The organism is Terrabacter sp. LjRoot27 (assembly GCF_964254175.1).
GTDB lineage: Bacteria > Actinomycetota > Actinomycetes > Actinomycetales > Dermatophilaceae > Terrabacter.
Genome location: NZ_CAXUSS020000001.1, coordinates 2,891,922 through 2,913,407, shown reverse-complemented (window position 1 = coordinate 2,913,407; position 21,486 = coordinate 2,891,922). Strand labels below are relative to the sequence as shown.

Annotated in this window: 20 protein-coding genes and 1 tRNA gene; 18 read left to right on the top strand and 3 right to left on the bottom strand. The window is 72.1% G+C overall.

Going from position 1 to position 21,486, the window contains the following annotated elements; genetic code table 11:
- Window positions 1-128 precede the first annotated feature (128 nt).
- The 10 genes from ACSQ2D_RS13545 (at window position 129) to ACSQ2D_RS13500 (ending at window position 12,083) form a co-directional block, all read left to right on the top strand.
- Window positions 129-3,476 (top strand): Rne/Rng family ribonuclease, encoded by a 3,348-nt coding sequence (locus ACSQ2D_RS13545; RefSeq protein WP_435986463.1) that lies wholly within the window; start codon window positions 129-131, stop codon window positions 3,474-3,476.
- A gap of 125 nt (window positions 3,477-3,601) precedes the next feature.
- Complete coding sequence (gene rplU / locus ACSQ2D_RS13540; protein ID WP_028785644.1) at window positions 3,602-3,910, top strand: 50S ribosomal protein L21; 309 nt, start codon at window positions 3,602-3,604, stop codon at window positions 3,908-3,910.
- A 39-nt stretch (window positions 3,911-3,949) separates the two neighbouring features.
- The gene (rpmA, locus tag ACSQ2D_RS13535; protein ID WP_020144532.1) at window positions 3,950-4,219 is read left to right on the top strand and encodes a 50S ribosomal protein L27; all 270 of its coding nucleotides are present in this window, start codon (window positions 3,950-3,952) and stop codon (window positions 4,217-4,219) included.
- A gap of 131 nt (window positions 4,220-4,350) precedes the next feature.
- Window positions 4,351-5,880 carry a GTPase ObgE gene (obgE, locus tag ACSQ2D_RS13530; RefSeq protein WP_435986462.1) on the top strand — a complete coding sequence of 510 codons (1,530 nt, stop codon included), beginning with the start codon at window positions 4,351-4,353 and terminating at the stop codon, window positions 5,878-5,880.
- Window positions 5,881-5,956: 76 nt separating this feature from the next.
- Window positions 5,957-7,081 (top strand): sensor histidine kinase, encoded by a 1,125-nt coding sequence (locus ACSQ2D_RS13525; RefSeq protein WP_435986461.1) that lies wholly within the window; start codon window positions 5,957-5,959, stop codon window positions 7,079-7,081.
- Complete coding sequence (locus ACSQ2D_RS13520; protein ID WP_435986460.1) at window positions 7,078-7,851, top strand: LytR/AlgR family response regulator transcription factor; 774 nt, start codon at window positions 7,078-7,080, stop codon at window positions 7,849-7,851. The genes ACSQ2D_RS13525 and ACSQ2D_RS13520 overlap by 4 nt, the downstream gene beginning before the upstream one ends.
- Window positions 7,848-8,228 (top strand): hypothetical protein, encoded by a 381-nt coding sequence (locus tag ACSQ2D_RS13515; protein WP_435986459.1) that lies wholly within the window; start codon window positions 7,848-7,850, stop codon window positions 8,226-8,228. The genes ACSQ2D_RS13520 and ACSQ2D_RS13515 overlap by 4 nt, the downstream gene beginning before the upstream one ends.
- A 16-nt stretch (window positions 8,229-8,244) precedes the next feature.
- Complete coding sequence (locus tag ACSQ2D_RS13510; protein ID WP_435986458.1) at window positions 8,245-9,876, top strand: cation acetate symporter; 1,632 nt, start codon at window positions 8,245-8,247, stop codon at window positions 9,874-9,876.
- 228 nt (window positions 9,877-10,104) lie between these two features.
- On the top strand, window positions 10,105-10,440 hold the full coding sequence (locus ACSQ2D_RS13505; RefSeq protein WP_435986457.1) for a DUF485 domain-containing protein: 336 nt from the start codon (window positions 10,105-10,107) through the stop codon (window positions 10,438-10,440).
- Entirely contained in the window at window positions 10,437-12,083 is a 1,647-nt protein-coding gene (locus ACSQ2D_RS13500) for a solute symporter family protein (protein WP_435986456.1), read from the top strand. Before ACSQ2D_RS13505 ends, ACSQ2D_RS13500 begins: the two co-directional genes overlap by 4 nt.
- An 84-nt stretch (window positions 12,084-12,167) precedes the next feature.
- Here ACSQ2D_RS13500 and proB read toward each other — a convergent pair whose 3' ends face one another.
- On the bottom strand, window positions 12,168-13,280 hold the full coding sequence (gene proB / locus ACSQ2D_RS13495; RefSeq protein ID WP_435986455.1) for a glutamate 5-kinase: 1,113 nt from the start codon (window positions 13,278-13,280) through the stop codon (window positions 12,168-12,170).
- 114 nt (window positions 13,281-13,394) lie between these two features.
- Here proB and ACSQ2D_RS13490 point away from each other — a divergent pair, with 114 nt between their 5' ends.
- Complete coding sequence (locus tag ACSQ2D_RS13490) at window positions 13,395-14,678, top strand: glutamate-5-semialdehyde dehydrogenase (RefSeq protein ID WP_435986454.1); 1,284 nt, start codon at window positions 13,395-13,397, stop codon at window positions 14,676-14,678.
- A gap of 46 nt (window positions 14,679-14,724) precedes the next feature.
- On the top strand, window positions 14,725-15,420 hold the full coding sequence (locus ACSQ2D_RS13485) for a class I SAM-dependent methyltransferase (protein WP_435986453.1): 696 nt from the start codon (window positions 14,725-14,727) through the stop codon (window positions 15,418-15,420).
- Here the strand turns inward: ACSQ2D_RS13485 and ACSQ2D_RS13480 are convergent.
- The gene (locus ACSQ2D_RS13480) at window positions 15,405-16,547 is read right to left on the bottom strand and encodes a glycosyltransferase family 2 protein (protein ID WP_435986452.1); all 1,143 of its coding nucleotides are present in this window, start codon (window positions 16,545-16,547) and stop codon (window positions 15,405-15,407) included. The two genes, ACSQ2D_RS13485 and ACSQ2D_RS13480, sit on opposite strands and share 16 nt — an antisense overlap.
- Before the next feature lie 108 nt (window positions 16,548-16,655).
- On the opposite strand from ACSQ2D_RS13480, the gene ACSQ2D_RS13475 reads away from it, so the two are divergent.
- The 6 genes from ACSQ2D_RS13475 (at window position 16,656) to ACSQ2D_RS13450 (ending at window position 19,450) form a co-directional block, all read left to right on the top strand.
- Window positions 16,656-17,285: a DUF402 domain-containing protein gene (locus ACSQ2D_RS13475; RefSeq protein WP_435986451.1), complete on the top strand. Its 630-nt coding sequence runs from the start codon at window positions 16,656-16,658 to the stop codon at window positions 17,283-17,285.
- Window positions 17,286-17,359: 74 nt separating this feature from the next.
- The gene (locus ACSQ2D_RS13470; RefSeq protein WP_435986450.1) at window positions 17,360-17,578 is read left to right on the top strand and encodes a hypothetical protein; all 219 of its coding nucleotides are present in this window, start codon (window positions 17,360-17,362) and stop codon (window positions 17,576-17,578) included.
- Window positions 17,579-17,595: 17 nt separating this feature from the next.
- Complete coding sequence (gene nadD, locus ACSQ2D_RS13465) at window positions 17,596-18,222, top strand: nicotinate-nucleotide adenylyltransferase (RefSeq protein WP_435987855.1); 627 nt, start codon at window positions 17,596-17,598, stop codon at window positions 18,220-18,222.
- A complete protein-coding gene (gene rsfS, locus ACSQ2D_RS13460; protein ID WP_435986449.1) occupies window positions 18,219-18,632 on the top strand; it encodes a ribosome silencing factor in 414 nt (137 codons plus the stop codon). Before nadD ends, rsfS begins: the two co-directional genes overlap by 4 nt.
- Window positions 18,629-19,294, top strand: coding sequence for a histidine phosphatase family protein (locus ACSQ2D_RS13455; protein WP_435986448.1), 666 nt, complete (start codon window positions 18,629-18,631; stop codon window positions 19,292-19,294). Before rsfS ends, ACSQ2D_RS13455 begins: the two co-directional genes overlap by 4 nt.
- Before the next feature lie 83 nt (window positions 19,295-19,377).
- Window positions 19,378-19,450, top strand: a tRNA-Ala gene (locus ACSQ2D_RS13450).
- Window positions 19,451-19,529: 79 nt separating this feature from the next.
- Here ACSQ2D_RS13450 and ACSQ2D_RS13445 read toward each other — a convergent pair.
- Window positions 19,530-21,473 carry a caspase family protein gene (locus tag ACSQ2D_RS13445; protein WP_435986447.1) on the bottom strand — a complete coding sequence of 648 codons (1,944 nt, stop codon included), beginning with the start codon at window positions 21,471-21,473 and terminating at the stop codon, window positions 19,530-19,532.
- Window positions 21,474-21,486 lie beyond the last annotated feature (13 nt).

Here is a 21,486-nt window from a genome sequence, read left to right as displayed (position 1 = left end):
GTTTTCGGGTGTAGCGAGACGACTTCCGTCCCGTCGCACACGCGGCGCGACGACTGCAACCGCACTCGTGCGGTGTCGACGGCCCCGGCCGCGTGTGGGTCACACCGCACCTGACGGGAGGCTGCCTGATGGCACCCAACGACACCACCAACGGCGACGAAGCCACGCTGTTCCCCTCCGAGCAGGGCACCGACGCTCCGGCACCGCGTCGTCGCGCGACGCGTCGCACGACGAAGAAGGCCACGACCATCGTGCCCACCGCCGACACCCCGGCCGTGGCTCGCGCCGAGGAGCCCTCGGTCGCCACAGCACCCGAGGACAGCTCCACCGGCGAGGCCGTGGCTGACGCCGCCCCGGAGACCAAGCGTCCGGCCCGCAAGCGCGCGACGCGCAAGAAGACGACCGTCGCTCCGGACGCGCCGACCTCCGACACCGACGGCACGAACGTGACCGCCGAGGTCACCGAGGGGTCCGCCGAGGCGACGCCGGTCGAGAAGGCACCCAAGGCCGAGAAGGCCCCGCGGGCCGCTCGGGCCACCAAGCGTGGCTCGCGCACCAAGGCCGACCGGGCCACCGCCGCCGTCGAGGAGCTCGTCGCGGGCACCCTCTCGGGCGACGCAGGCACCGCCCCCGAGACGTCCGCCGACACGAGCACAGCGACGTCCACCGCGGCCGACCCCGGCGCGATCGACCTCTCCGACCTCATCGACGTCGACGCCCTGGACGAGTCCGAGGACACCGACGACGCCGCGGCCGCCGCGGGCGATGTCGACGCCGCCCGTCAGGCCGCCGTCGTGCCCAGCTTCAGCGTGCTCTTCCAGGCGCCCGACGCGAGCCAGGCCGTGCCGACGCGCCGCCGCCGCGGCACGCCGCCGGTCGAGGCGGAGGAGCCGGCCCCCGACGTCGAGGACGAGCCCACCGTCGCCGACGAGGACCAGACCGAGCTCGACGGACAGGCCGACGAGCAGCCCGACGAGGAGACCAGCCCCCGCCGGTCGCGCCGTCGCCGCGGAGGCAAGGGCCGTCGCGGCCGCGCCGCCGACGACGAGGACACCCAGGACCAGCAGCCCGACGCCGAGGACTCCAAGGACTCCCGTGACTCGCGGGACTCCCGTGGCTCGGGCGACGCGCGCGGCAGGTCCGGCGACACCCTCGACACCGACGACTCCGTCGACTCCGGCGACGACAGCACCGACGACGCCGACTCCGAGGGCGACTCGGACGACGAGGGCGGCTCGAGCCGTCGTCGCCGTCGCCGCCGTCGGGCCGGCTCCTCCTCGGACTCCGGTGACGACACCCCCAACGTCTCGACCCGGGTGCGCCAGCCGCGCAGCCAGAGCGACGAGCCCGTCGCCGTCAAGGGCTCGACCCGCCTCGAGGCGAAGAAGCAGCGCCGCCGCGAGGGACGCGAGGCCGGACGCCGACGCACGATCATCACCGAGGCCGAGTTCCTCGCCCGCCGCGAGGCCGTCGACCGCGTCATGGTCGTGCGCAACAAGGAGGGGCGCACCCAGATGGGCGTCCTCGAGGACGGCGTCCTCGTCGAGCACTACATCGATCAGGCCACGAACGTCTCCATGGCCGGCAACATCTACCTCGGTCGCGTGCAGAACGTCCTGCCCTCGATGGAGGCCGCCTTCGTCGACATCGGCAAGGGCCGCAACGCGGTGCTCTACGCCGGTGAGGTCAACTGGGACGCCGCCGGTCTCGAGGCCAACCAGCCCAAGCGCATCGAGAACGCCCTCGGCTCCGGCCAGACCGTGCTCGTCCAGGTCACGAAGGACCCGATCGGCCACAAGGGTGCCCGCCTCACCTCGCAGATCTCGCTGCCGGGCCGCTACCTCGTCTACGTCCCCAACAGCTCGATGACCGGGATCAGCCGCAAGCTGCCCGACACCGAGCGCGCCCGCCTCAAGAAGATCCTGCGCGACGTCGTGCCGGACTCGGCCGGCGTCATCGTCCGCACCGCGGCCGAGGGCGCGAGCGAGGAGGAGCTGCGCGCCGACGTCGAGCGACTGACGCGCACCTGGGAGGACATCCAGGCCAAGGCCGAGGCGGCCTCCTCCCCGCGCGCGGGCAAGAGCAAGGGCAAGAAGAAGAACGGCGCGGCCGGGTCCGCCACGGGCGGCCAGGCCCCGATGCTGCTGCACGGCGAGCCCGACCTCACGGTCCGGGTCATCCGCGACGTCTTCAACGAGGACTTCAAGCAGCTCGTCGTGGCCGGCGACCAGGCGTGGAACGAGATCCACCCGTACATCTCCTCGGTCGCTCCCGACCTCGCCGACCGCGTCACGAAGTGGACCTCCGAGGAGGACCTCTTCACGCACCACCGCGTCGACGAGCAGCTCTCCAAGGCGATGGACCGCAAGGTCTGGCTGCCGAGCGGCGGCTCCCTCGTCATCGACCGCACCGAGGCCATGACGGTCGTCGACGTCAACACCGGCAAGTTCGTCGGCTCGGGCGGCAACCTCGAGGAGACCGTCACCAAGAACAACATCGAGGCGGCCGAGGAGATCGTGCGCCAGCTCCGGCTGCGCGACATCGGCGGCATCATCGTCATCGACTTCATCGACATGGTCCTCGAGAGCAACCGCGACCTCGTCGTGCGTCGGCTGCTCGAGTGCCTCGGCCGCGACCGCACGAAGCACCAGGTCGCCGAGGTCACCTCGCTCGGTCTCGTCCAGATGACGCGCAAGCGTGTCGGGTCGGGCCTCATCGAGGTCTTCTCCGAGACGTGCGAGCACTGCAACGGCCGCGGCTTCATCATCCACACGGACCCCGTCGACAAGGGCGCGCACCAGCACGAGCAGAGCCAGGGCGAGAACGGCGGCAGCAGCACGAGCCGTCGTCGGGGCCGTGGCCAGAACACCGGTCAGGGTGCGGGCCAGGGTGCGGGCCAGGGCGGCAACCAGAACAACGGTGGCCAGCAGTCGGGCCAGCAGCCGGGCCAGCAGTCGGGCCAGCAGTCGGGCCAGCAGTCGGGCCAGGGTCAGCCGGAGTCGAAGAGCAACGGCCCCACCGCCGCCCAGATCGCAGCAGCGGCGCACGCGGCCGCGCTCAAGAGCGCGTCCGGCCAGCCGGTGGGCGAGGCTGCCGCCGAGGCCGTCGCCGAGGTCAGCGGCGGCCGGGGCTTCCCGCAGGACGACGGCCCGTGGTCCGGGGACGACGCGCACGACGTCGACCCCGGCGACGAGCAGGCGACCCAGGGCGGCGCCCACGTCGAGCTCGAGTCCGACGTGGCCGGTGCCGCCGACGTCCCCGATGCCACCGACGACGTGTCCTCGTCCGCCGACGCGGAGCACGAGCCGCCGGCCACGCAGCCGGAGGCGAGCGTGCAGACGAGCGGCGCCGCACCCGTCGAGGCCGCGGTCGAGGTGCAGCCCGCTGCACGTGGCCGTCGCCGTCGTGGCCGGGTCGTCGCGCCGGCCGGCCCCCCGCGTGGGAGCAGCGAGCCCGGCGCCTCGGGCGAGGGCTGACCTCGGTTTGGAGCTGGGGCCGTTCAGCCGGTAATCTTCTTCCTTGGTGCGCCCACCGGGCCCGTGTTGACGGGCCGGTGCCGAAAGCGGCGATACCAACCCTTGATGAGAGAGTGAGTTTCACTGTGTACGCGATTGTTCGCGCTGGCGGTCGCCAGGAGAAGGTGTCGGTGGGCGATGTCCTGCTCGTCGACAAGGTGACGGGTCAGCCCGGCGATGCCATCGAGCTCACGCCGCTGCTCCTCGTGGACGGGACCACGGTCACGTCCGATGCCGACAAGCTGTCCAAGGTGTCGGTGAAGGCCGAGGTCGTCAAGGCCGCCAAGGGCCCCAAGATCGTCATCATGAAGTACAAGAACAAGACCGGCTACCGCAAGCGTCAGGGCCACCGTCAGCCGCTGACCCAGGTCAAGATCACCGCCATCAACGCGTGATCCACCCGGAACCCAGAGACTCACGAGAGAAGGACTGACATGGCACACAAGAAGGGTGCGTCCTCGACCCGCAACGGTCGCGACTCGAACGCACAGTTCCTCGGCGTCAAGCGTTTCGGTGGCCAGAAGGTCAACGCGGGCGAGATCCTCGTCCGTCAGCGCGGCACGCACTTCCACCCGGGCGAGGGCGTCGGTCGCGGTGGCGACGACACGCTGTTCGCCCTCGTCGCCGGCGCCGTGAAGTTCGGCTCCAAGCGCGGCCGCAAGACGGTCAACATCGAGCAGGTCGAGACCGCAGCTGCCGAGTGATCTGCTGATCACCACTGAGTTTGTACCGGAAGGGCGGGCCCGCGTGGCCCGCCCTTCCGCCTTTCCCGGGCACACGGCATCCCCCAACCGGCGTATGCCGTCCGCCCACCCTGATCTGGAAGAGTGACCCCATGGCAGTGACCTTCGTCGACCGCGTCGTGCTGCACCTCAGCGCCGGCGCCGGGGGGCACGGCGTCGCCTCCGTCAAGCGCGAGAAGTTCAAGCCGCTCGGCGGTCCTGACGGCGGCAACGGCGGCCACGGCGGCTCCGTCATCCTGCGGGTCGACCCGCAGGCGACGACGCTGCTCGACTACCACCGCCACCCGCACCGCAAGGCGGTCAACGGGCTGCCCGGTGCCGGCGACGAGAAGAACGGCGCCGACGGCGACGACCTCGTGCTGTCGGTGCCGGAGGGCACGGTCGTCAAGGACGGCGAGGGCCGGATCATCATGGACCTCGTCGGCATGGGCACCGAGCACGTCATCGCGCGTGGTGGCCGCGGCGGTCTCGGCAACAAGGCGCTGTCGTCGGCCCGGCGCAAGGCGCCCGGCTTCGCGCTCCTCGGCGAGCCGGGCGAGGAGGTCGACGTCGTGCTCGAGCTCAAGACGCTCGCCGACGTCGCGCTCATCGGCTTCCCGAGCGCCGGCAAGTCCTCGCTCGTCTCGGTGCTGTCGGCCGCGAAGCCGAAGATCGCCGACTACCCCTTCACGACCCTCGTGCCCAACCTCGGCGTCGTCACGGCGGGCTCGGCCCGCTTCACCGTCGCCGACGTCCCGGGCCTCATCCCGGGCGCCCACGAGGGCAAGGGCCTGGGCCTCGAGTTCCTGCGCCACGTCGAGCGCTGCTCGGTCCTCGTCCACGTCATCGACTGCGCGACGCTCGAGCCGGGCCGTGACCCGATGAGCGACCTCGACGTCATCGAGAACGAGCTGTCGCTCTACGTGCCCGACGCCGACCTCGGCGGCAAGCCGCTCGCCGACCGCACCCGCATCGTCGTGCTCAACAAGGCCGACGTGCCCGAGGCCCGCGAGCTGGCCGAGATGGTCAAGCCCGACCTCGAGGCGCGCGGCATCGAGGTCTTCATCGTCTCCGCGGTGGCCCACCAGGGCCTGCGCGAGCTCAGCTTCGCGATGGCCCGCCACGTCGACGCCGCCCGCGCCGAGATCGAGGCCGAGGCCGCCGTGCCCAAGCGCGTCGTGCTGCGCCCGAAGTCGGTCGACGACAAGGGCTTCACCATCGTCAAGGAGAACGGTCCCGACGGGCCGATCTTCCGGGTCGCCGGCGAGCGCCCGTACCGCTGGGTGCGCCAGACCGACTTCTCCAACGACGAGGCCGTCGGCTACCTCGCCGACCGTCTCGGCCGTCTCGGTGTCGAGGAGGAGCTCTACAAGGTCGGCGCCGTCGCCGGCGACACCGTCGTCATCGGCACCGCCGAGGACGCCGTCGTCTTCGACTGGGAGCCGACCCTGCAGGCGGGCGCCGAGCTGCTCGGCACCCGCGGCACCGACCTGCGCCTCGCGGAGTCCTCGCGACCGACGCGTGACGAGAAGCGCGAGGCCCAGAAGGACCGCTACGCGGCCCGCGCGGCCACGCAGGAGGAGCTCGAGGCCGAGCGCCGGTCCGGTCTGTGGCACGTCGCCGCCGACGAGGACGACGCCTGAGCCCACCGGCTCAGGCCGGGTCACGAAGGTCGCGAGGACGGGCACCGGGCGTGGGGCGACCGCATAGGGTGGCCGCATGAGCTCGTGGGGCGCGCTGCTGCGTCGCGGTCACCTCGGCACCGAGGCCGACCGCGCGACGTACCGCACCCTGCACACCGCGCTGCTGGCCTCGCCGCCGCTGCGGATGGGCCTGACGCCGGCGGCTGCCGAGCGGTCGCTCAGGCACCTGCGCTCGCTCCTCGGCGCGCCCGCGGTCGCGATGACCGACACGAGCTCTCTGCTCGCCTGGGAGGGCGGTCGCTCGCACCACGCCCACCAGCCCGCCGTCATCTCGGCCGGGACTCTCGGCCACGGGCGGACGACCGTCGTCGACGGCGCGGACGTCGCGTGCCCCGAGCCGTCGTGCGTCGTGCGACAGGCCATCGTCGCGCCCCTCGACGTCGACGAGAAGGTCGTCGGGACGTTGCAGGTCTTCACCGGCCGGGCCTCGGCGGGTCTGGTCCGCGCCACGAACGAGGTGGCGCGCTGGGTCTCCGGCCAGCTCGAGCTGGCCGAGCTCGACGCCTCACGCACCCGGCTCATGGAGGCCGAGGTGCGCGCCCTGCGGGCGCAGATCAGCCCGCACTTCATCTACAACTCGCTGACCGCGATCGCGTCGTTCACGCGCACCGACCCCGAGCGGGCCCGTGAGCTGCTCGTCGACCTCGCCGAGTTCACGCGCTACTCCTTCCGACGGCACGGCGAGTTCACGACGCTGGCCGAGGAGCTGCGGTCCATCGAGGCCTACCTCGTCATCGAGAAGGCCCGTTTCGGCGACCGCCTCACCGTGACGGTCCGCGTCGCCCCCGAGGTGCTGCCCGTCGTCGTGCCGTTCCTGTGCCTCCAGCCGCTCGTCGAGAACGCCGTGCAGCACGGCATCGAGGGCCGCGCGGGCAGTGGCGAGATCAGCATCCTCGCCCAGGACGCCGACCACGAGTGCGTCGTCACCATCGAGGACAACGGCGTCGGCGAGGACCCCGAGCGGGTGCGCCGGGTGCTCGCCGGCGACCCGGGGAGCGACTCCGTGGGCCTGGCCAACGTCGACGAGCGCCTCCGCACCGCCTTCGGCGACGACTACGGGCTCGTCGTCGAGACCGCGCCCGGCGCCGGCACCAAGGTCGTGGTGCGGCTGCCGAAGTTCCGGCCGGGGGTGCACGTGTGACCGCCACCCCGGACACCGAGCCGGCGCCGCTGCTGCGGGTGCTGGCCGTCGACGACGAGGCGCCGGCCCTCGACGAGCTCACCTGGATGCTCGGCCGGCACGAGTGCGTGCGCCAGGTCGTCCCCGCCGGCTCGGGGGAGGCGGCGCTTCGGGTGCTCCACGAGGAGCAGGTCGACGCGATCTTCATGGACGTGCAGATGCCGGGCCTGAGCGGGCTCGACCTCGCCCGCGTGCTCTCACGCTTCACGACCCAGCCCCCGATCGTCTTCGTCACGGCCCACGAGCAGCACGCCGTCGACGCCTTCGAGCTCAACGTCGTCGACTACGTCCTCAAGCCGGTGCGCGACGAGCGGCTCGACCAGGCCGTGCGCCGCGTCGTCCGGCAGATCCAGGGCCGCGAACCGGCCCCGTCGGCGGCCGACGAGAGCATCGTCGTCGAGCTCGCAGGGGTGAGCAGGCTCGTCCCGCGGTCCGACGTCCTCTACGTCGAGGCGCAGGGCGACTACGCCCGCCTGCACACGGCGAGCGAGAGCCATCTCGTCCGCGTGCCGTTGACGACCCTGGCCGACCAGTGGCGCGAGGCGGGGTTCGTGCGCATCCACCGGTCCTCGCTCGTCTCGCTCGGCCACATCACCGAGTGGCGCACCGAGGGTGGGCGTACGACGGTCGTCGTCGGCGGCCACGAGCTCGTCGTGAGCCGCCGCCACACGCGCGCCCTGCGCGACCTGCTCGTGCGGCGTGCCCAGCCCCTCGGGCGCGGCGGGTCATGACGCCGCCCGAGCCGCCACGGGCGCGGGTCCGGGTCACGAGCCCCCGGACCTCGGCCGCACGCACCCGGAGCGTCTCGATCGCCTCCGAGATCGACGAGCAGACCCGGCTCGGCGAGGTCTACATCACCTCCCTCATGCGCAGCCAGCTGCGGCTGGCGCTCGGCGTGCTCCTCGTGCTCGCCTCGACGCTGGGTCTGCTGCCGCTGCTCTTCACGGCCGTCCCCGGCATCGCGGACGTCGACGTGCTCGGGGTGCCCCTGCCCTGGATGCTGCTCACGGTCGTCGCCTTCGCCGAGATCATCGGCCTCGGCTGGTTCTACGTGCGGCGGTCCGAGCGCAACGAGGACACCTTCAGCGACCTCCTCGACGGTCGATGAGCCGGGTGGGTCACGGGTGAACAACTCCGCGAGCATCGTCGCCGTGGTCCTCGTCTCGGTCGCGTCACTCGTGGTCGGCGCCTTCGGGCTGCGCCTCTCGCGGACCATGAGCGACTTCTACGTCGCCTCGCGCGGGGTCAGCCCGGTGCTCAACGCATCGGCCATCAGCGGCGAGTACCTCTCTGCCGCATCGTTCCTCGGGGTCGCGGGGCTCATCCTCGCGCGCGGCGTCGACATGCTCTGGCTCCCGATCGGCTGGACCGCGGGCTACCTGCTGCTGCTCGTCTTCGTCGCCGCGCCGCTGCGTCGCTCCGGGGCCTACACGCTTCCCGACTTCGCCCAGCTGCGCCTCGAGTCCGTCGTGGCCCGCCGGGCGTCGAGCCTGCTCGTCGTCGCGATCGGCCTGCTCTACCTCATCCCGCAGTTCCAGGGCGCCGGACTGACCCTGCGCACCCTCACCGGGGCCCCCTCCTGGGTCGGGCAGCTCGCCGTCGCCCTCGTCGTCTGCCTCAACGTCCTCCCCGGTGGCATGCGGAGCGTCACGCTCGTGCAGGCCTTCCACTACTGGCTCAAGCTGCTCGCACTGCTGACGCCGCTGTTCCTCCTGCTCGGCGCCGTCGGCGAGCGCCGCGACGACCCCGACGTCGGCGCGGTGTTCGTGTCGGACTGGGTCGAGCCGCTCCAGGGCGACCACGCCCTCTACCTGACCTACTCCCTCGTCCTGGCGACCTTCTTCGGGACCATGGGCCTGCCCCACGTCGTCGTCCGCTTCTACACCAACCCCGACGGGCGGGCCGCCCGGCGGACGACGCTCGCGGTGCTCGTGCTCCTCTCCGGCTTCTACCTGCTGCCCGTCGTCTACGGCGTCATCGGCCGCTACGTCGCCTCCGACCTCGTCGCCGCCGGGCGTGCGGACTCGGTCGTGCTCGAGCTGCCGAGCCGGCTCTTCGACGGCCCCGTCGCGGAGGGGCTGACCGCCGTTCTCGCCGCAGGCGCCTTCGCGGCGTTCCTGTCGACATCGACCGGTCTCGTCGTGTCGGTCGCCGGCGTCGTCAGCCAGGACCTCGTGCGCTGGGGCGCGGGGCACCGCCAGGGCATCCGCACCTTCCGTCTGACGACGGTCGCCGTCGTGGCGGGTGCCCTCCTTCTCACCGTCGTCTCGGCCGGGGTCCCGGTCGCCCACGCGGTCGAGCTGACCTTCGCGGTGGCTGCATCGACGTTCTGCCCGATGCTCCTCCTCGGGATCTGGTGGCGGGGACTCACCTCGCGCGGGGCGATCGCCGGCCTCGTCGTCGGGGGTGCACTGTCGATGGGAGCCGTCGTCACGACGACGTTCGGCATCGCCACCGGTGGCTGGTTCGGTGTCGTCCTGACGCAGCCCGCGGCCGTCAGCGTGCCGCTGGCCTTCACGACGATGGTGCTCGTGTCGCTGGCCACCCGGTCGAGCACCCCGGAGCACGTCGCGCAGACGATGGTCCGGTTGCACGCCCCCGAGCACATCGACCTCAACCGTGGCTCGTTCCACCCCGAGCGCTGGTACCGCCGCCCGCCGACCGCGGAGGGGGCGTCCGACGGCACGCAGCACCCGGCATACGGCAGCACGGAGGAGACCGCTCGTCGCCCGGGGACGACCGCTCGTCGCAGCTGATCCCGCGCACGGCGAGCCGTCGGCCCCACTGGGCGATGTCGCCTCCGCCGAGCCTGCCGTGGCACCCCGCCGGCTCCTACCTTGGCTCTCGCCGGCCGTGTGCCGGCAGCGCGGAGCGACAGGGGCGTCGACTCACCACGGGACCGTCCGGGGAGCGTCGGCGGCAGCAGGACCGCGCCGACCGCCCAGCAGACCAGGCACGACCCAACCGCCCCGGAGGTGGCCCCAGTGAGCAAAGACGCTCCAGAGCGCGTGGCCGACGATCCCAACGTCGCCATGCAGGACTCGCCCGAGTTCGCCCAGCTGCGCAGCAAGTTCCGCAAGTTCGTGTTCCCGCTGACCGCGCTGTTCCTCGCGTGGTACTTCCTCTACGTCCTGCTGTCCGTCTTCGCGAAGGACTTCATGGGGACGAGGGTCGTCGGCAACATCACGTGGGGCCTGATCCTCGGCCTCCTCCAGTTCGTCTCGACCTTCACGATCACGATGGTCTACGCCCGCTGGGCCGACCGCGTGTTCGACCCCGAGGCCGAAGCCCTCGCCCAGAAGATGGGGGTGCAGCAGTGAGCGCCCTCCTCACCACCGCCCCGTCGCTCGTCCCCGCGGCGACCACGGTCGGCAACCCGGCGATCAACATCGGCATCTTCGCCCTGTTCGTCGTCGTCACCCTCGCCATCGTCATCCGCGCCTCGCGCAACAACCGCAGTGCCGCGGAGTACTACGCGGGTGGGCGTGCCTTCACCGGCCGCCAGAACGGCATCGCCATCGCCGGTGACTACCTGTCGGCGGCCTCGTTCCTCGGCATCGCCGGCGCCATCGCCATCAACGGCTACGACGGCTTCCTCTACTCCATCGGCTTCCTCGTGGCCTGGCTGGTCGCGCTGCTGCTCGTCGCCGAGCTGCTCCGCAACGTCGGCAAGTACACGATGGCCGACGTGCTCAGCTTCCGGCTGCGACAGCGCCCGGTCCGCATCGCCGCGGCGATCTCGACGCTCGTCGTGTCGTTCTTCTACCTGCTCGCCCAGATGGCAGGGGCCGGTGGCCTCGTCGCTCTGCTGCTCGGCGTCGAGGGGGCCGTCGGACAGCGGCTCGTCATCGTCGTCGTCGGCATCCTCATGATCTTCTACGTCATCTTCGGCGGCATGAAGGGCACGACCTGGGTGCAGATCATCAAGGCCGTGCTGCTCATCATCGGCGCGGCGATCATGACCTTCTGGGTCCTCGCCAAGTTCGGCCTCAGCCTCTCGAACCTGCTCGGCGAGGCCACGACCGCCTCGCAGGAGGCGGGCGGGAAGGACCTGCTCCAGCCCGGGCTTCAGTACAAGAACCCGGTCGACTTCATCTCCCTGTCGATGGCACTCGTCCTCGGCACGGCCGGCCTGCCGCACGTGCTCATGCGCTTCTACACGGTGCCGACCTCGCGTGAGGCCCGTCGGTCCGTCGTGTGGGCCATCTGGCTCATCGGCATCTTCTACATCTTCACCCTCATCCTCGGCTTCGGGGCGGCGGAGCTCGTCGGAGCGGCAGCCATCAAGGCGGCACCGGGTGGCGTCAACTCGGCGGCCCCGCTGCTCGCCTTCGAGCTGGGCGGCGAGATCCTGCTCGGGATCATCTCGGCGGTCGCCTTCGCGACGATCCTGGCGGTCGTCGCCGGTCTGACGATCACGGCGAGCGCGTCCCTGTCGCACGACATCTACAACACGGTCGTCAAGAAGGGGACCGCCACGCCGGAGGAGGAGGTCAAGGTCGCGCGCATCGCAGCGCTCGTCCTCGGCGCGATCGCCATCATCGGCGGCATCTTCGCCCTCGGCCAGAACATCGCCTTCCTCGTGGCGCTGGCGTTCGCCATCGCGGCGAGCGCGAACCTGCCGACGATCCTCTACTCGCTCTTCTGGAAGCGGTTCAACACCAGGGGTGCGCTGTGGAGCATCTACGGCGGCCTGATCAGCGCCATCACGCTGATCATCTTCAGCCCCGTGGTCTCGGGCAAGCCGAACGACCCGGTGACCGGCAAGAGCCCCTCGATGCTCCAGGGGGTCGACTTCCACTGGTTCCCGCTCGACAACCCGGGCATCATCTCGATCCCGCTCGGCTTCGTCCTCGGCTACATCGGGACGGTCACGAGCAAGGAGTACAACGCGGCGAAGTACGCCGAGATGGAGGTGCGCTCGCTCACCGGTCACGGAGCCGAGACGGCGACCCACCACTGATCCGACCCGTCCCCCGCGAGGTCGCGGGGGACGCGGAGCGGCCGCGCACGCCAGGGGTGTGCGCGGCCGTTCGCGCGTCCTGCCTCAGATGACGACGAGGTCGTCGCGGTGGATGACCTCGCGCTCGTACTCCGGGCCGAGCTCGCGGGCCAGCTCCCTCGTCGACCGGCCGAGCAGCGAGGGCAGCTCGGCGGAGCTGTAGTTGACGAGACCACGGGCGATCGCGGTGCCGTCGGGGGAGCACACGTCGACGGGGTCGCCGTCGTGGAAGCTGCCCTCGACCGCCGTGATCCCTGCCGGGAGCAGCGACTTCTTGCGCTGGACCAGCGCCGTGACGGCGCCGTCGTCGATGATGAGGCGGCCGCGTGCGGTCGTCGCGTGCTCGAGCCAGAGCCGTCTCGACCGGCCGCGGACCCCGATCGGCAGGAACACGGTGCCGACGTCCTCGCCCGCGAGGACCTGGATGACCCGGTCCGCCGCCGTCACGGACGTGACGACGCCGGCGGCGGTCGCGATGCGGGCCGCCTCGATCTTCGTCGTCATGCCGCCCGTGCCGACCTTCGAGCCGCTGCCGCCGATCTCGATGCCGACGAGGTCCTGCGGTCCGCGGACGACGGGGATGCGCTGGGCTCCCGGTCGGCTCGGAGGCCCGTCGTAGAGCGCGTCGACGTCGGAGAGCAGGACGAGCGCGTCAGCGTCGATGAGATGCGCGACCAGGGCGGCGAGCCGGTCGTTGTCGCCGAAGCGGATCTCGCTCGTGGCCACGGTGTCGTTCTCGTTGACGATGGGCAGCACCCCGAGGTCGAGCAGCCGCTCGAGGGTGCGGCGGGCGTTCGCGTAGTGCGTGCGCCGGGTGACGTCGTCGGCGGTGAGCAGCACCTGACCGACCGTGATGTCGTGCCGGCCGAACGCCTGCGTGTAGCCGGCGAGCAGGGCGCCCTGGCCGACCGAGGCGGCGGCCTGCTGGGTCGCGAGGTCGCGAGGTCGGGCGGTCAGGCCGAGCGGGTGGATGCCGGCCGCGATGGCACCGGAGCTGACGAGGACGATCTGGGTGCCGTCGAGGTGCTTGTGCGCCAAGGCGTTCGCGAGGGCGACGAGGCGGCCGTGGTCGATGCCGCCGTCGACGCCGGTCAGCGAGCTCGAGCCGACCTTGACGACGAGCCGTCGCGCGGTGCTGATGACGGAGTGGGGCGACACACGTCGAACTCTAGTGACGGGCCGGGGCGCACGCAGGGCCGTCCGGATCGGGCCTTCGGTCCAGCCCCCGGAAACGGACGGCTCACTGCCTGCACGACGACCTACGCTGGAGGCATGTCCCAGACGATCGACCCTGCCGTCGTCGAGCACGTGACGGCCCTGGCGGAGCGCGCGCGCACCGCCTCGCGACGGCTCGCCCTCATGTCCCGCGCGGAGAAGGACGCGGCCCTGCTGCTGCTCGCCGACGCCGTCGACGCCGCCGCGCCGGAGGTCATCGCGGCCAACGCCGAGGACATCGAGCGCGGTCGCGCCGGCGGCATGAGCGAGAGCCTGCAGGACCGGCTCCGGCTCGACGAGCCGCGCGTGGCCGCCGTCGCCCAGGCGCTGCGCGACGTCGCGGCCCTGCCCGACCCCGTCGGTGAGATCGTGCGCGGTTCGACCCTCGCCAACGGCCTGCAGATCCGTCAGGTGCGGGTGCCGATGGGCGTCATCGGGATGATCTACGAGGCGCGGCCCAACGTCACCGTCGACGCCGCAGGCCTCGCCCTCAAGTCCGGCAACGCCGTCCTGCTGCGCGGTGGCTCCGCGGCCGCCAGCAGCAACCACGCCCTCGTCGAGGCGATGCGCGGCTCCCTCGCCGCCCAGGGCCTTCCGGTCGACGCCGTCACGCTGCTCGAGGAGGGCGGTCGCGACGCCGCCCGGGCCCTCATGACCGCTCGCGGCCACGTCGACCTCGTCATCCCGCGCGGGGGAGCCGACCTCATCGAGACCGTCGTCCGCGAGTCGACGGTCCCCGTCATCGAGACCGGCGTCGGCGTGTGCCACGTCTACGTCGACCGTGCCGCCGACCTCGACCGGGCCCGGGCCATCACCCTCAACGCCAAGACGCACCGGCCCAGCGTCTGCAACGCCGCCGAGTCGCTCCTCGTCCACCGTGACGTCGCCGCGGACTTCCTGCCCAAGGCCCTCACCGACCTCGCCGGCGCCGGGGTGCGACTGCACGTGGCACCCGAGGTCACGCAGTACGCCGAGGCGGCCGGCGCGGCATACGACCTCGCGAGCGAGGCGGACTTCGGGACGGAGTGGCACGGCCTGGAGATGAGCGTGGCCGTCGTCGACGACCTCGACGAGGCGATGGACCGGATCCGTCGGTTCGGCACCGGGCACACCGAGGCGATCGTCACGGAGGACCGGGCGGCCGCCCGGCGCTTCACCGCGGAGGTCGACGCGGCGGCCGTCATGGTCAACGCGAGCACCCGGTTCACCGACGGCGGCGAGTTCGGTTTCGGCGCCGAGATCGGCATCTCGACCCAGAAGCTGCACGCGCGCGGACCGATGGCGCTGCCCGAGCTGACGACGACGAAGTGGATCGTCGAGGGCGACGGCCACACCCGCTGACGGGCGCTGGCGCATCCGGGCACCCCGGATGGCATGATGGCCCACCATGGAAGGCACCGAGGTCCGCAAGCTCGCTGAGCTCGAGGACGACCACTGGTGGTACCGCGAGCGGCGTCACCTCCTGGCCAAGGCCATCGCGGGGCTGGTGCCCGGACGCGCCCTCGACATCGGCGCCGCAGGCGGGGGCAACACCCGTGTCCTGCGTGAGCACGGCTGGGACGCCGTCGCGCTCGAGTACGGCTCTGACGGCGCAGAGGTCGCCCACGGTCGCGGACTCGCGACGCTGCGCGGCGACGCGACGCGGCTGCCTCTCGCGGACGACTCCCTCGACCTCGTCATGGCCTTCGACCTGCTTGAGCACCTCCAGGACGACGACGCCGCCGTCGCGGAGGTGCGTCGCGTGCTCAAGCCGACCGGCACGTACCTCGTGGCCGTGCCGGCGGACCCGAGGCTGTGGTCAGAGCACGACGAGGCCGTCGACCACGTGCGTCGCTACACCCGCGAGGGCCTGCTCGACCTGCTCGACCGCGGCGGCTTCGACGTCACCGACGTACGGTCGTGGAACGTGCTCCTGCGCCCCGTCGTGGCGATGCGGCGCCGGACGAGCTCCGGCTCGGACCTCGAGAACCTGCACCCGGTCGTCAACTTCGGCCTGCGCACGATCATCACTGCCGAGCGCTACCTGCCCGTCGGAGGCCTGCCCGGCGTCAGCCTGCTCGTGCGGGCTCAGCCTCGCAGCTGAGTGCGCTCGGGCTCGGTCCGGGGCTCTGGGTCCAGCACCGTCACGGTGTCGGACGCGGTGTCGTGCACGGTGTCGGACGCGGTGTCGGGCATGGTGTCGACGGCGTCGGTGTCCGGCTCCTCCGACGTCGTGCGGATGTGCGCCTCGCTCGGCTGGGCCGGCAGGGGCGTGTCGGTCGGCCCGTGCGCGCCGGTGTCGGCGGTCTTCGAGTCGTAGGCGATGAAGTAGGTCGGGCGGCCCTGCATGTGGCCGTACATCCGGCCGATGTACTCGCCGAGGATGCCGACGCAGACGAGCTGGACCGCGCCGACGCCCGCGACGATGGCGACCGTCGAGGTCCAGCCGGCGACGGTGTGGCCCTGCGACCGGGAGATCAGGGTGTAGAGCACGAGCAGCACGGCCAGGACCGCACCGCCGAAGCCGGCGAACGTCGCGAGCCGCAGCGGCGCCGTCGAGAAGCCGGTCAGCGAGTCGAGCGAGAGCTTGATCATCTTGAGCAGCGGGTACTTCGAGTCCCCGGCGGCGCGCTCCTCGCGCTTGTACTCGACCGTGTCGGACGGGAAGTTGAGGGCCGGCACGATGAAGCGCAGCACGCGGTTGTGCTCGGGGAGGCTGTTGATGGCGTCGACGGTGGCGCGCGACATGAGGCGGTAGTCGCCGGCGTCGGCGTGCGCCGAGGTCTGCGACATGAGCCCGATGAGCTTGTAGAACGCCTGGGCCGAGGCCCGCTTGAACCACGTGTCGGTCGAGCGGTCGTTGCGCACGCCGTAGACGACGTCGACGCCGTCGTCCTTCGCGGCCGCGAGCATCTGCGGGATGATCTCGGGCGGGTCCTGCAGGTCGGCGTCGATGGTGACGACGTAGTCGCCGAGGGCGCTGACGAGGCCGGCGGAGATCGCGGCCTGGTGCCCGGCGTTGGCGCGCAGGCGCACGACGCGCAGCTCGGACCACTCGCGGTGGTAGCGCTGCAGGAGCGCGGCCGTCAGGTCCTTGCTGCCGTCGTCGACGGCGACGACCTCGTAGGTGGTGCCCATGCCGTCGAGGAGCGGTCGGAGCCGCTCGACGAGGAGGGGGAGCACCTCCTCCTCGTTGTACATCGGGATGACCACGGACAACTCGGGAACCATGGGTTCTAGGGTACGGCCGCCGATGGGCTGCGCCTGTCACCTCGCTGTGCGGGTGCTGTTCCCGCTCGTACCCTGCAGGTCCACGGCGCCGCCGGTAACGTGCCGGGCGTGACCGCCTCCGCCGCTGACCGCCCGTCCCGACGAGGTATGCCGCCGGGCGGGCTCGAGCCCGGCACCCCGGTCGCGGGTCGGTTCACGAAGTGGGGTGGGGGCCGTCACTGGGAGTGGGACGGTCGCTACCTCGGGTCCGACGAGCACGGCCACTGGTGGTACGCGCCGGCCGGCACGCGCTGCGCGCGCCCCGGTGTGGAGTTCGTCGAGTCCAGCGGCTGGGTCTCGCTCGTGCCGCACGAGGGGGCGTACGTCGGCGGCTTCTACCCGGGGCACCGTGAGATCAGCGTCTACGTCGACATGACGACCGAACCGGTCTGGCAGCGCCGCGAGGCCAGCCACGGCGGGCCGGAGTGGGAGGTGACGATGGTCGACCTCGACCTCGACGTCGTGCTGACCCGCGACGGACACCTCTTCGTCGACGACGAGGACGAGTTCGCCGAGCACCGGGTCGAGCTCGGCTACCCGGCGGACGTGGTCGCTCTCGCCGAGCGCTGGCGCGACCTCGTCCTCGCGGCGGTGGTGGCCGGTGACGAGCCGTTCGCGACCGTGGGTCATGCGTGGCTGCGAGGCGCGGACCCGGGGGAGGAGGCGCCCGGTGGCGCCGAGGGGACGGGCGGGCACTGAGCCGGGCGGACGGCATACGCCCTCGGTGGGCACGCGCTGCGTCGGCCGGGGCGTGCGGGCGCTAGGCTGGGCGCATGTCTGATCGTGTCCTCGCACTCGTCACCGAGGGGGAGGAAGCCGCTCGCGAGCTTCCCATGCCGGTGATCGCCTACTTCCTCATCACGTTCGCGCTCTTCCTCGTGGCGCTCGGCGTCACGTGGAGCTTCCGCAACACCGCCTACAAGGTGCAGTCCCCGCGGCGCGGTGAGGGCACGCACGGCAGCACGAGCGGATCCGACGGGGCCCACCACTGACCATGCGCCTCGGCGTCATGGGCGGGACGTTCGACCCGATCCACCACGGCCACCTCGTGGCCGCCAGTGAGGTCCAGTCGCGCTTCGACCTCGACGAGGTCGTCTTCGTCCCCACGGGACAGCCGTGGCAGAAGGCGGACCGTCGCGTCTCGCCCGCCGAGGACCGCTATCTCATGACCGTCATCGCGACGGCCTCCAACCCGCGCTTCACCGTCAGCAGGGTCGACATCGACCGGCCCGGGCCGACGTTCACGATCGACACGTTGCGCGACATCAGGACCGAGCGGCCCGACGACGAGCTGTTCTTCATCACCGGCGCCGACGCCCTGGCCGAGATCCTGTCCTGGAAGGACGCCGAGCACCTCTTCGAGCTGGCCCACTTCATCGGCGTCACCCGGCCCGGCCACGAGCTGTCCGACAAGGGGCTGCCCGAGGACCGCGTCACGCTGCAGGAGGTGCCGGCCATGGCGATCAGCTCCACCGACTGCCGGGCGCGCGTCGCCGACGGCGCCCCGGTCTGGTACCTCGTGCCCGACGGGGTCGTCCAGTACATCAACAAGTACCGCCTGTATGCCGCCGACCTGGCGAGCGCAGGCACCGTGCCGACGCACCTGTCGCCGGCACCGCCCCGAGGAGATTCGTGACCGCAGCAGACCATTCGATCCAGCTCGCGAAGGTGGCCGCCCTGGCCTCCGAGGAGAAGCTCGCCGAGAAGGTGATGGCCATCGACGTGAGCGAGCAGATGCCGCTCACCGACGTGTTCGTCATCGCCTCGGCACCGTCCGAGCGGCAGGTCGGCGCCATCGTCGACGAGGTCGAGGACCGGCTGCGTGAGCTGGGCAGCAAGCCGATCCGCCGCGAGGGCGAGCGCGAGGGCCGCTGGGTCCTCATCGACTTCGGCGACATCATCGTCCACGTCCAGCACGAGGAGGAGCGCGAGTACTACGCGCTCGAGCGCCTCTGGAAGGACTGCCCCGAGATCGACCTCGGGGCCGTCCAGGCGCCGGCCCGTCCGGGTGCCGACGACGCGAGCGACGAGGCCGACGAGGCGTGACCGCAGCCGGGTCCGTGCCGCCCGTGGGGCCGCGCCGCATCGTCATCGTCCGGCACGCCGAGACGGTCGACAACGCGGCCCGGGTCTGGCAGGGCCACAAGGACACCGAGCTGTCCGACCGCGGACACGAGCAGGTGGAGGCCGCGGCGCCGCACCTCGCCGCCTACGCGCCGGCCCTCATCGTCTCGAGCGACCTGCGGCGCGCGGCCTCGACGGCCGACGCCATCTCGGGCCTCACGGGCCTCGAGGTGCGGCTCGACGCCCGCCTGCGCGAGGTGCACGTCGGCGAGTGGCAGGGCATGCACGCCGACGAGGTGCGTGAGCGCTACCCGGACGTCATCGCGGCCCTCGACCGTGGCGAGGACACCCCGCGCGGCGTCACGGGAGAGACCCGGGCGCAGGTGGCCGAGCGGGCCGGTGCTGCCCTGCGCGACGTCGCCCGTGAGCTGCTCCCGGGCGAGACCGCCGTCGTCGTGGCCCACGGGGTCTCCGCCCGCGTCGCGGCCAGCGCCCTCGTGGGGCTCGACCAGGACGTGTCGGACGCCGTGTTCCGCGGGCTCGACAACTGCCACTGGATCGAGCTCGTCGAGGCGGGCAAGAGCTTCTCCGAGATCACCCGGTGGCGCATCAGCGGCTGGAACCTCGGGCCCTGGAACGTCTGACCCGAAAGGCCGCCCCCGATTTTGGCTCTCGGCCGGAGACCCGCTATGGTTACGCAGTCGCTTCGACGAGGTGACACCCGCAAGGGGCTGTGGCGCAGCTGGTAGCGCACCTGCATGGCATGCAGGGGGTCAGGGGTTCGAGTCCCCTCAGCTCCACCGAACGAAGAAGGACCAGACGGAATCCGTCTGGTCCTTCTTCGCGTCCATGGCCTGTCCGTGGCGTGTCCGTGGTCGGTCAGGGACGGGGTCGGGTCGTGACGACGAAGACGGAGTCGGTGCGCCAGTCGGCCACCGCGGCGGCCGCGGCGCTCGGGCCCAGGCGCCGCGTCCGCGTGCCGCCGAGCACCCGCTCGAGGTTGGAGCGCAGCGCGGGCGGCACGCCGGCGCCTCTCGTCGTCCCGGCAGCAGGCACCGCGCTGACGTCGAGCTCCTCCTGCTCGAGCGACCGCGGGTCGAACTCCAGCGTGCTCGTCACGACCATGAGCTGGTCGCGCAGCGACACGGTCCCCGCCTCCCACAGCGCGTCGGCGACCTGCCCGACGAGGTCGACGCTCGTCGCCTCACCCGCTCCGAGCGCGACCGAACCGGCAGGGAAGGCGTCGGTGAAGATGCCGTAGGTCTCCGTGAGGTCGAGCAGCGCTGCCCACAGGGGGGTGGACGTGGTGTTCGCGAGACGGACGGTGAAGCGCGGGGCGTCCGTGCCGGCATACGCGATCCGGAGGGTGCCGCCGGCACCGACGGGGCCCGTGCCCGCGTCCACCTCGACACGCACGGCGCCGTCGGGCAGGCGGGTCGCGGGGTTGGTCAGGGCGGACAGGCGCAGCCAGCGGGCCACGCGCTCGAGGGCGAGGATGGTGCGCTCCTCACGGGCCTCGCCGGCGACGACCGGGACGAGCGGACGCGTCACGCCGGGACGGGTGATGACGAAGCCGTCCGGGGTGGCCTCGACGAGCAGGTCGGCCCCGCCGTCCTCGTCTCCCGCACCCTCGACGAGGTCGACGAGCGTCTCGTCGGCGGCGTCCGCCGCGGTGCGGAGCGCGGCGGTCCCGGCGGCGTCGCCGACGACTCCCACGCGCAGCGGTGCGAGCGGGATGGACGTGACGACCGCGCGGTAGACGTATGCCTCGTCGAGCTCGGGGGTCAGGCGGACCAGGCTCCGGTCGGGCAGGACCTTCGTGACGAGCGCCGTGGCGAGGGGTGAGCCCGACGTCTCGCCGGTCAGCGGGTAGACGGCGAGCTCGGTCGTGTCGTCACCGATGGGCTCGGGCACCCCGTGGACGGCGCCCGAGTCGATGGACCAGCCGTCGGGCAGCCGGCTCAGGGTGAGCGGCCTCGCGGTGGCCGGGATCGCGCCGCCGAGGAAGGGCCGGTCGAGCTCGGTCGCGTCGGCCGTCTCGACCTGGGGGTGCTGGTCGGTGACGCGGTTCGTCACGTCGGCCGTCACCATCCGCAGGACGTCGCGGTAGGACGGGCGTCCGTCGCTGCCGAGGAGCGCTGCCTCGAGGGCCGCCGACAGGGCGCCCCGCTGACGGCCGAGGACGGTCACCTCCTTCGCCTTCTCCGACGACCGGCACGCGGCGAGCAGCACGTGCCGGCCGGCCGGGGTCCACCTGGCCGTGCCGCGGGTGGGCGAGCCGGTCGTCACGTCGCCCAGCCCGACGAACGTCGACGCGGGTCTTACCCGCGGGTCCGGCGGCGCCAGCCGCACCACCTCGTCCGCATCACGCGTCCCGTCGCCCGAGTGACAGCAGTCGAGCACGACGAGCGTGTGGCAGCCCGATGACGAGATGGCGTCGAGCAGGCCCGCCAGCTCCTTGTCGGCGAGGTCCCAGCTGCCGGGGGAGCGGCTGTCGACGCAGACGAGGGTCTCGTTGCGGTGGTCGGGCTCGATGGACCAGAGCTCCTCCGGCGTCGTCTGCTGCGAACCGTGGCCGCTGTAGTAGAAGAGCGCGACGTCCTGCGGGCCGGCCCGGCCCAGGTGCTCGGCGAGGCGGCCGGTCACGGCGGCGCGGGTGGCCTCGGCGTCGGTGAGAACGACGAGGTCGAGCGCGTCCTCGCCGACGCGGTCGCGCAGGACCTCGGCGAACCCCGTGACGTCGTTGACGCAGCCCGACAGCGGCGGGATCGGTGCCGGGTAGGCGTCGATCCCAACGAGGAGGGCGAGCAGTCGTCCGGCCATCTCAGGAAGTCAT

Bases quoted from the DNA above. Each gene is read 5' to 3' on its own strand.
- ACSQ2D_RS13480 (WP_435986452.1), bottom strand. From the start codon at position 16,547: ATGGTTCCCGAGTTGTCCGTGGTCATCCCGATGTACAACGAGGAGGAG.
- ACSQ2D_RS13545 (WP_435986463.1), top strand. From the start codon at position 129: ATGGCACCCAACGACACCACCAACGGCGACGAAGCCACGCTGTTCCCC.
- ACSQ2D_RS13470 (WP_435986450.1), top strand. From the start codon at position 17,360: ATGTCTGATCGTGTCCTCGCACTCGTCACCGAGGGGGAGGAAGCCGCT.
- ACSQ2D_RS13525 (WP_435986461.1), top strand. From the start codon at position 5,957: ATGAGCTCGTGGGGCGCGCTGCTGCGTCGCGGTCACCTCGGCACCGAG.
- ACSQ2D_RS13515 (WP_435986459.1), top strand. From the start codon at position 7,848: ATGACGCCGCCCGAGCCGCCACGGGCGCGGGTCCGGGTCACGAGCCCC.
- obgE (WP_435986462.1), top strand. From the start codon at position 4,351: ATGGCAGTGACCTTCGTCGACCGCGTCGTGCTGCACCTCAGCGCCGGC.
- ACSQ2D_RS13490 (WP_435986454.1), top strand. From the start codon at position 13,395: ATGTCCCAGACGATCGACCCTGCCGTCGTCGAGCACGTGACGGCCCTG.
- rpmA (WP_020144532.1), top strand. From the start codon at position 3,950: ATGGCACACAAGAAGGGTGCGTCCTCGACCCGCAACGGTCGCGACTCG.
- ACSQ2D_RS13485 (WP_435986453.1), top strand. From the start codon at position 14,725: ATGGAAGGCACCGAGGTCCGCAAGCTCGCTGAGCTCGAGGACGACCAC.
- ACSQ2D_RS13445 (WP_435986447.1), bottom strand. From the start codon at position 21,473: ATGGCCGGACGACTGCTCGCCCTCCTCGTTGGGATCGACGCCTACCCG.
- nadD (WP_435987855.1), top strand. From the start codon at position 17,596: ATGGGCGGGACGTTCGACCCGATCCACCACGGCCACCTCGTGGCCGCC.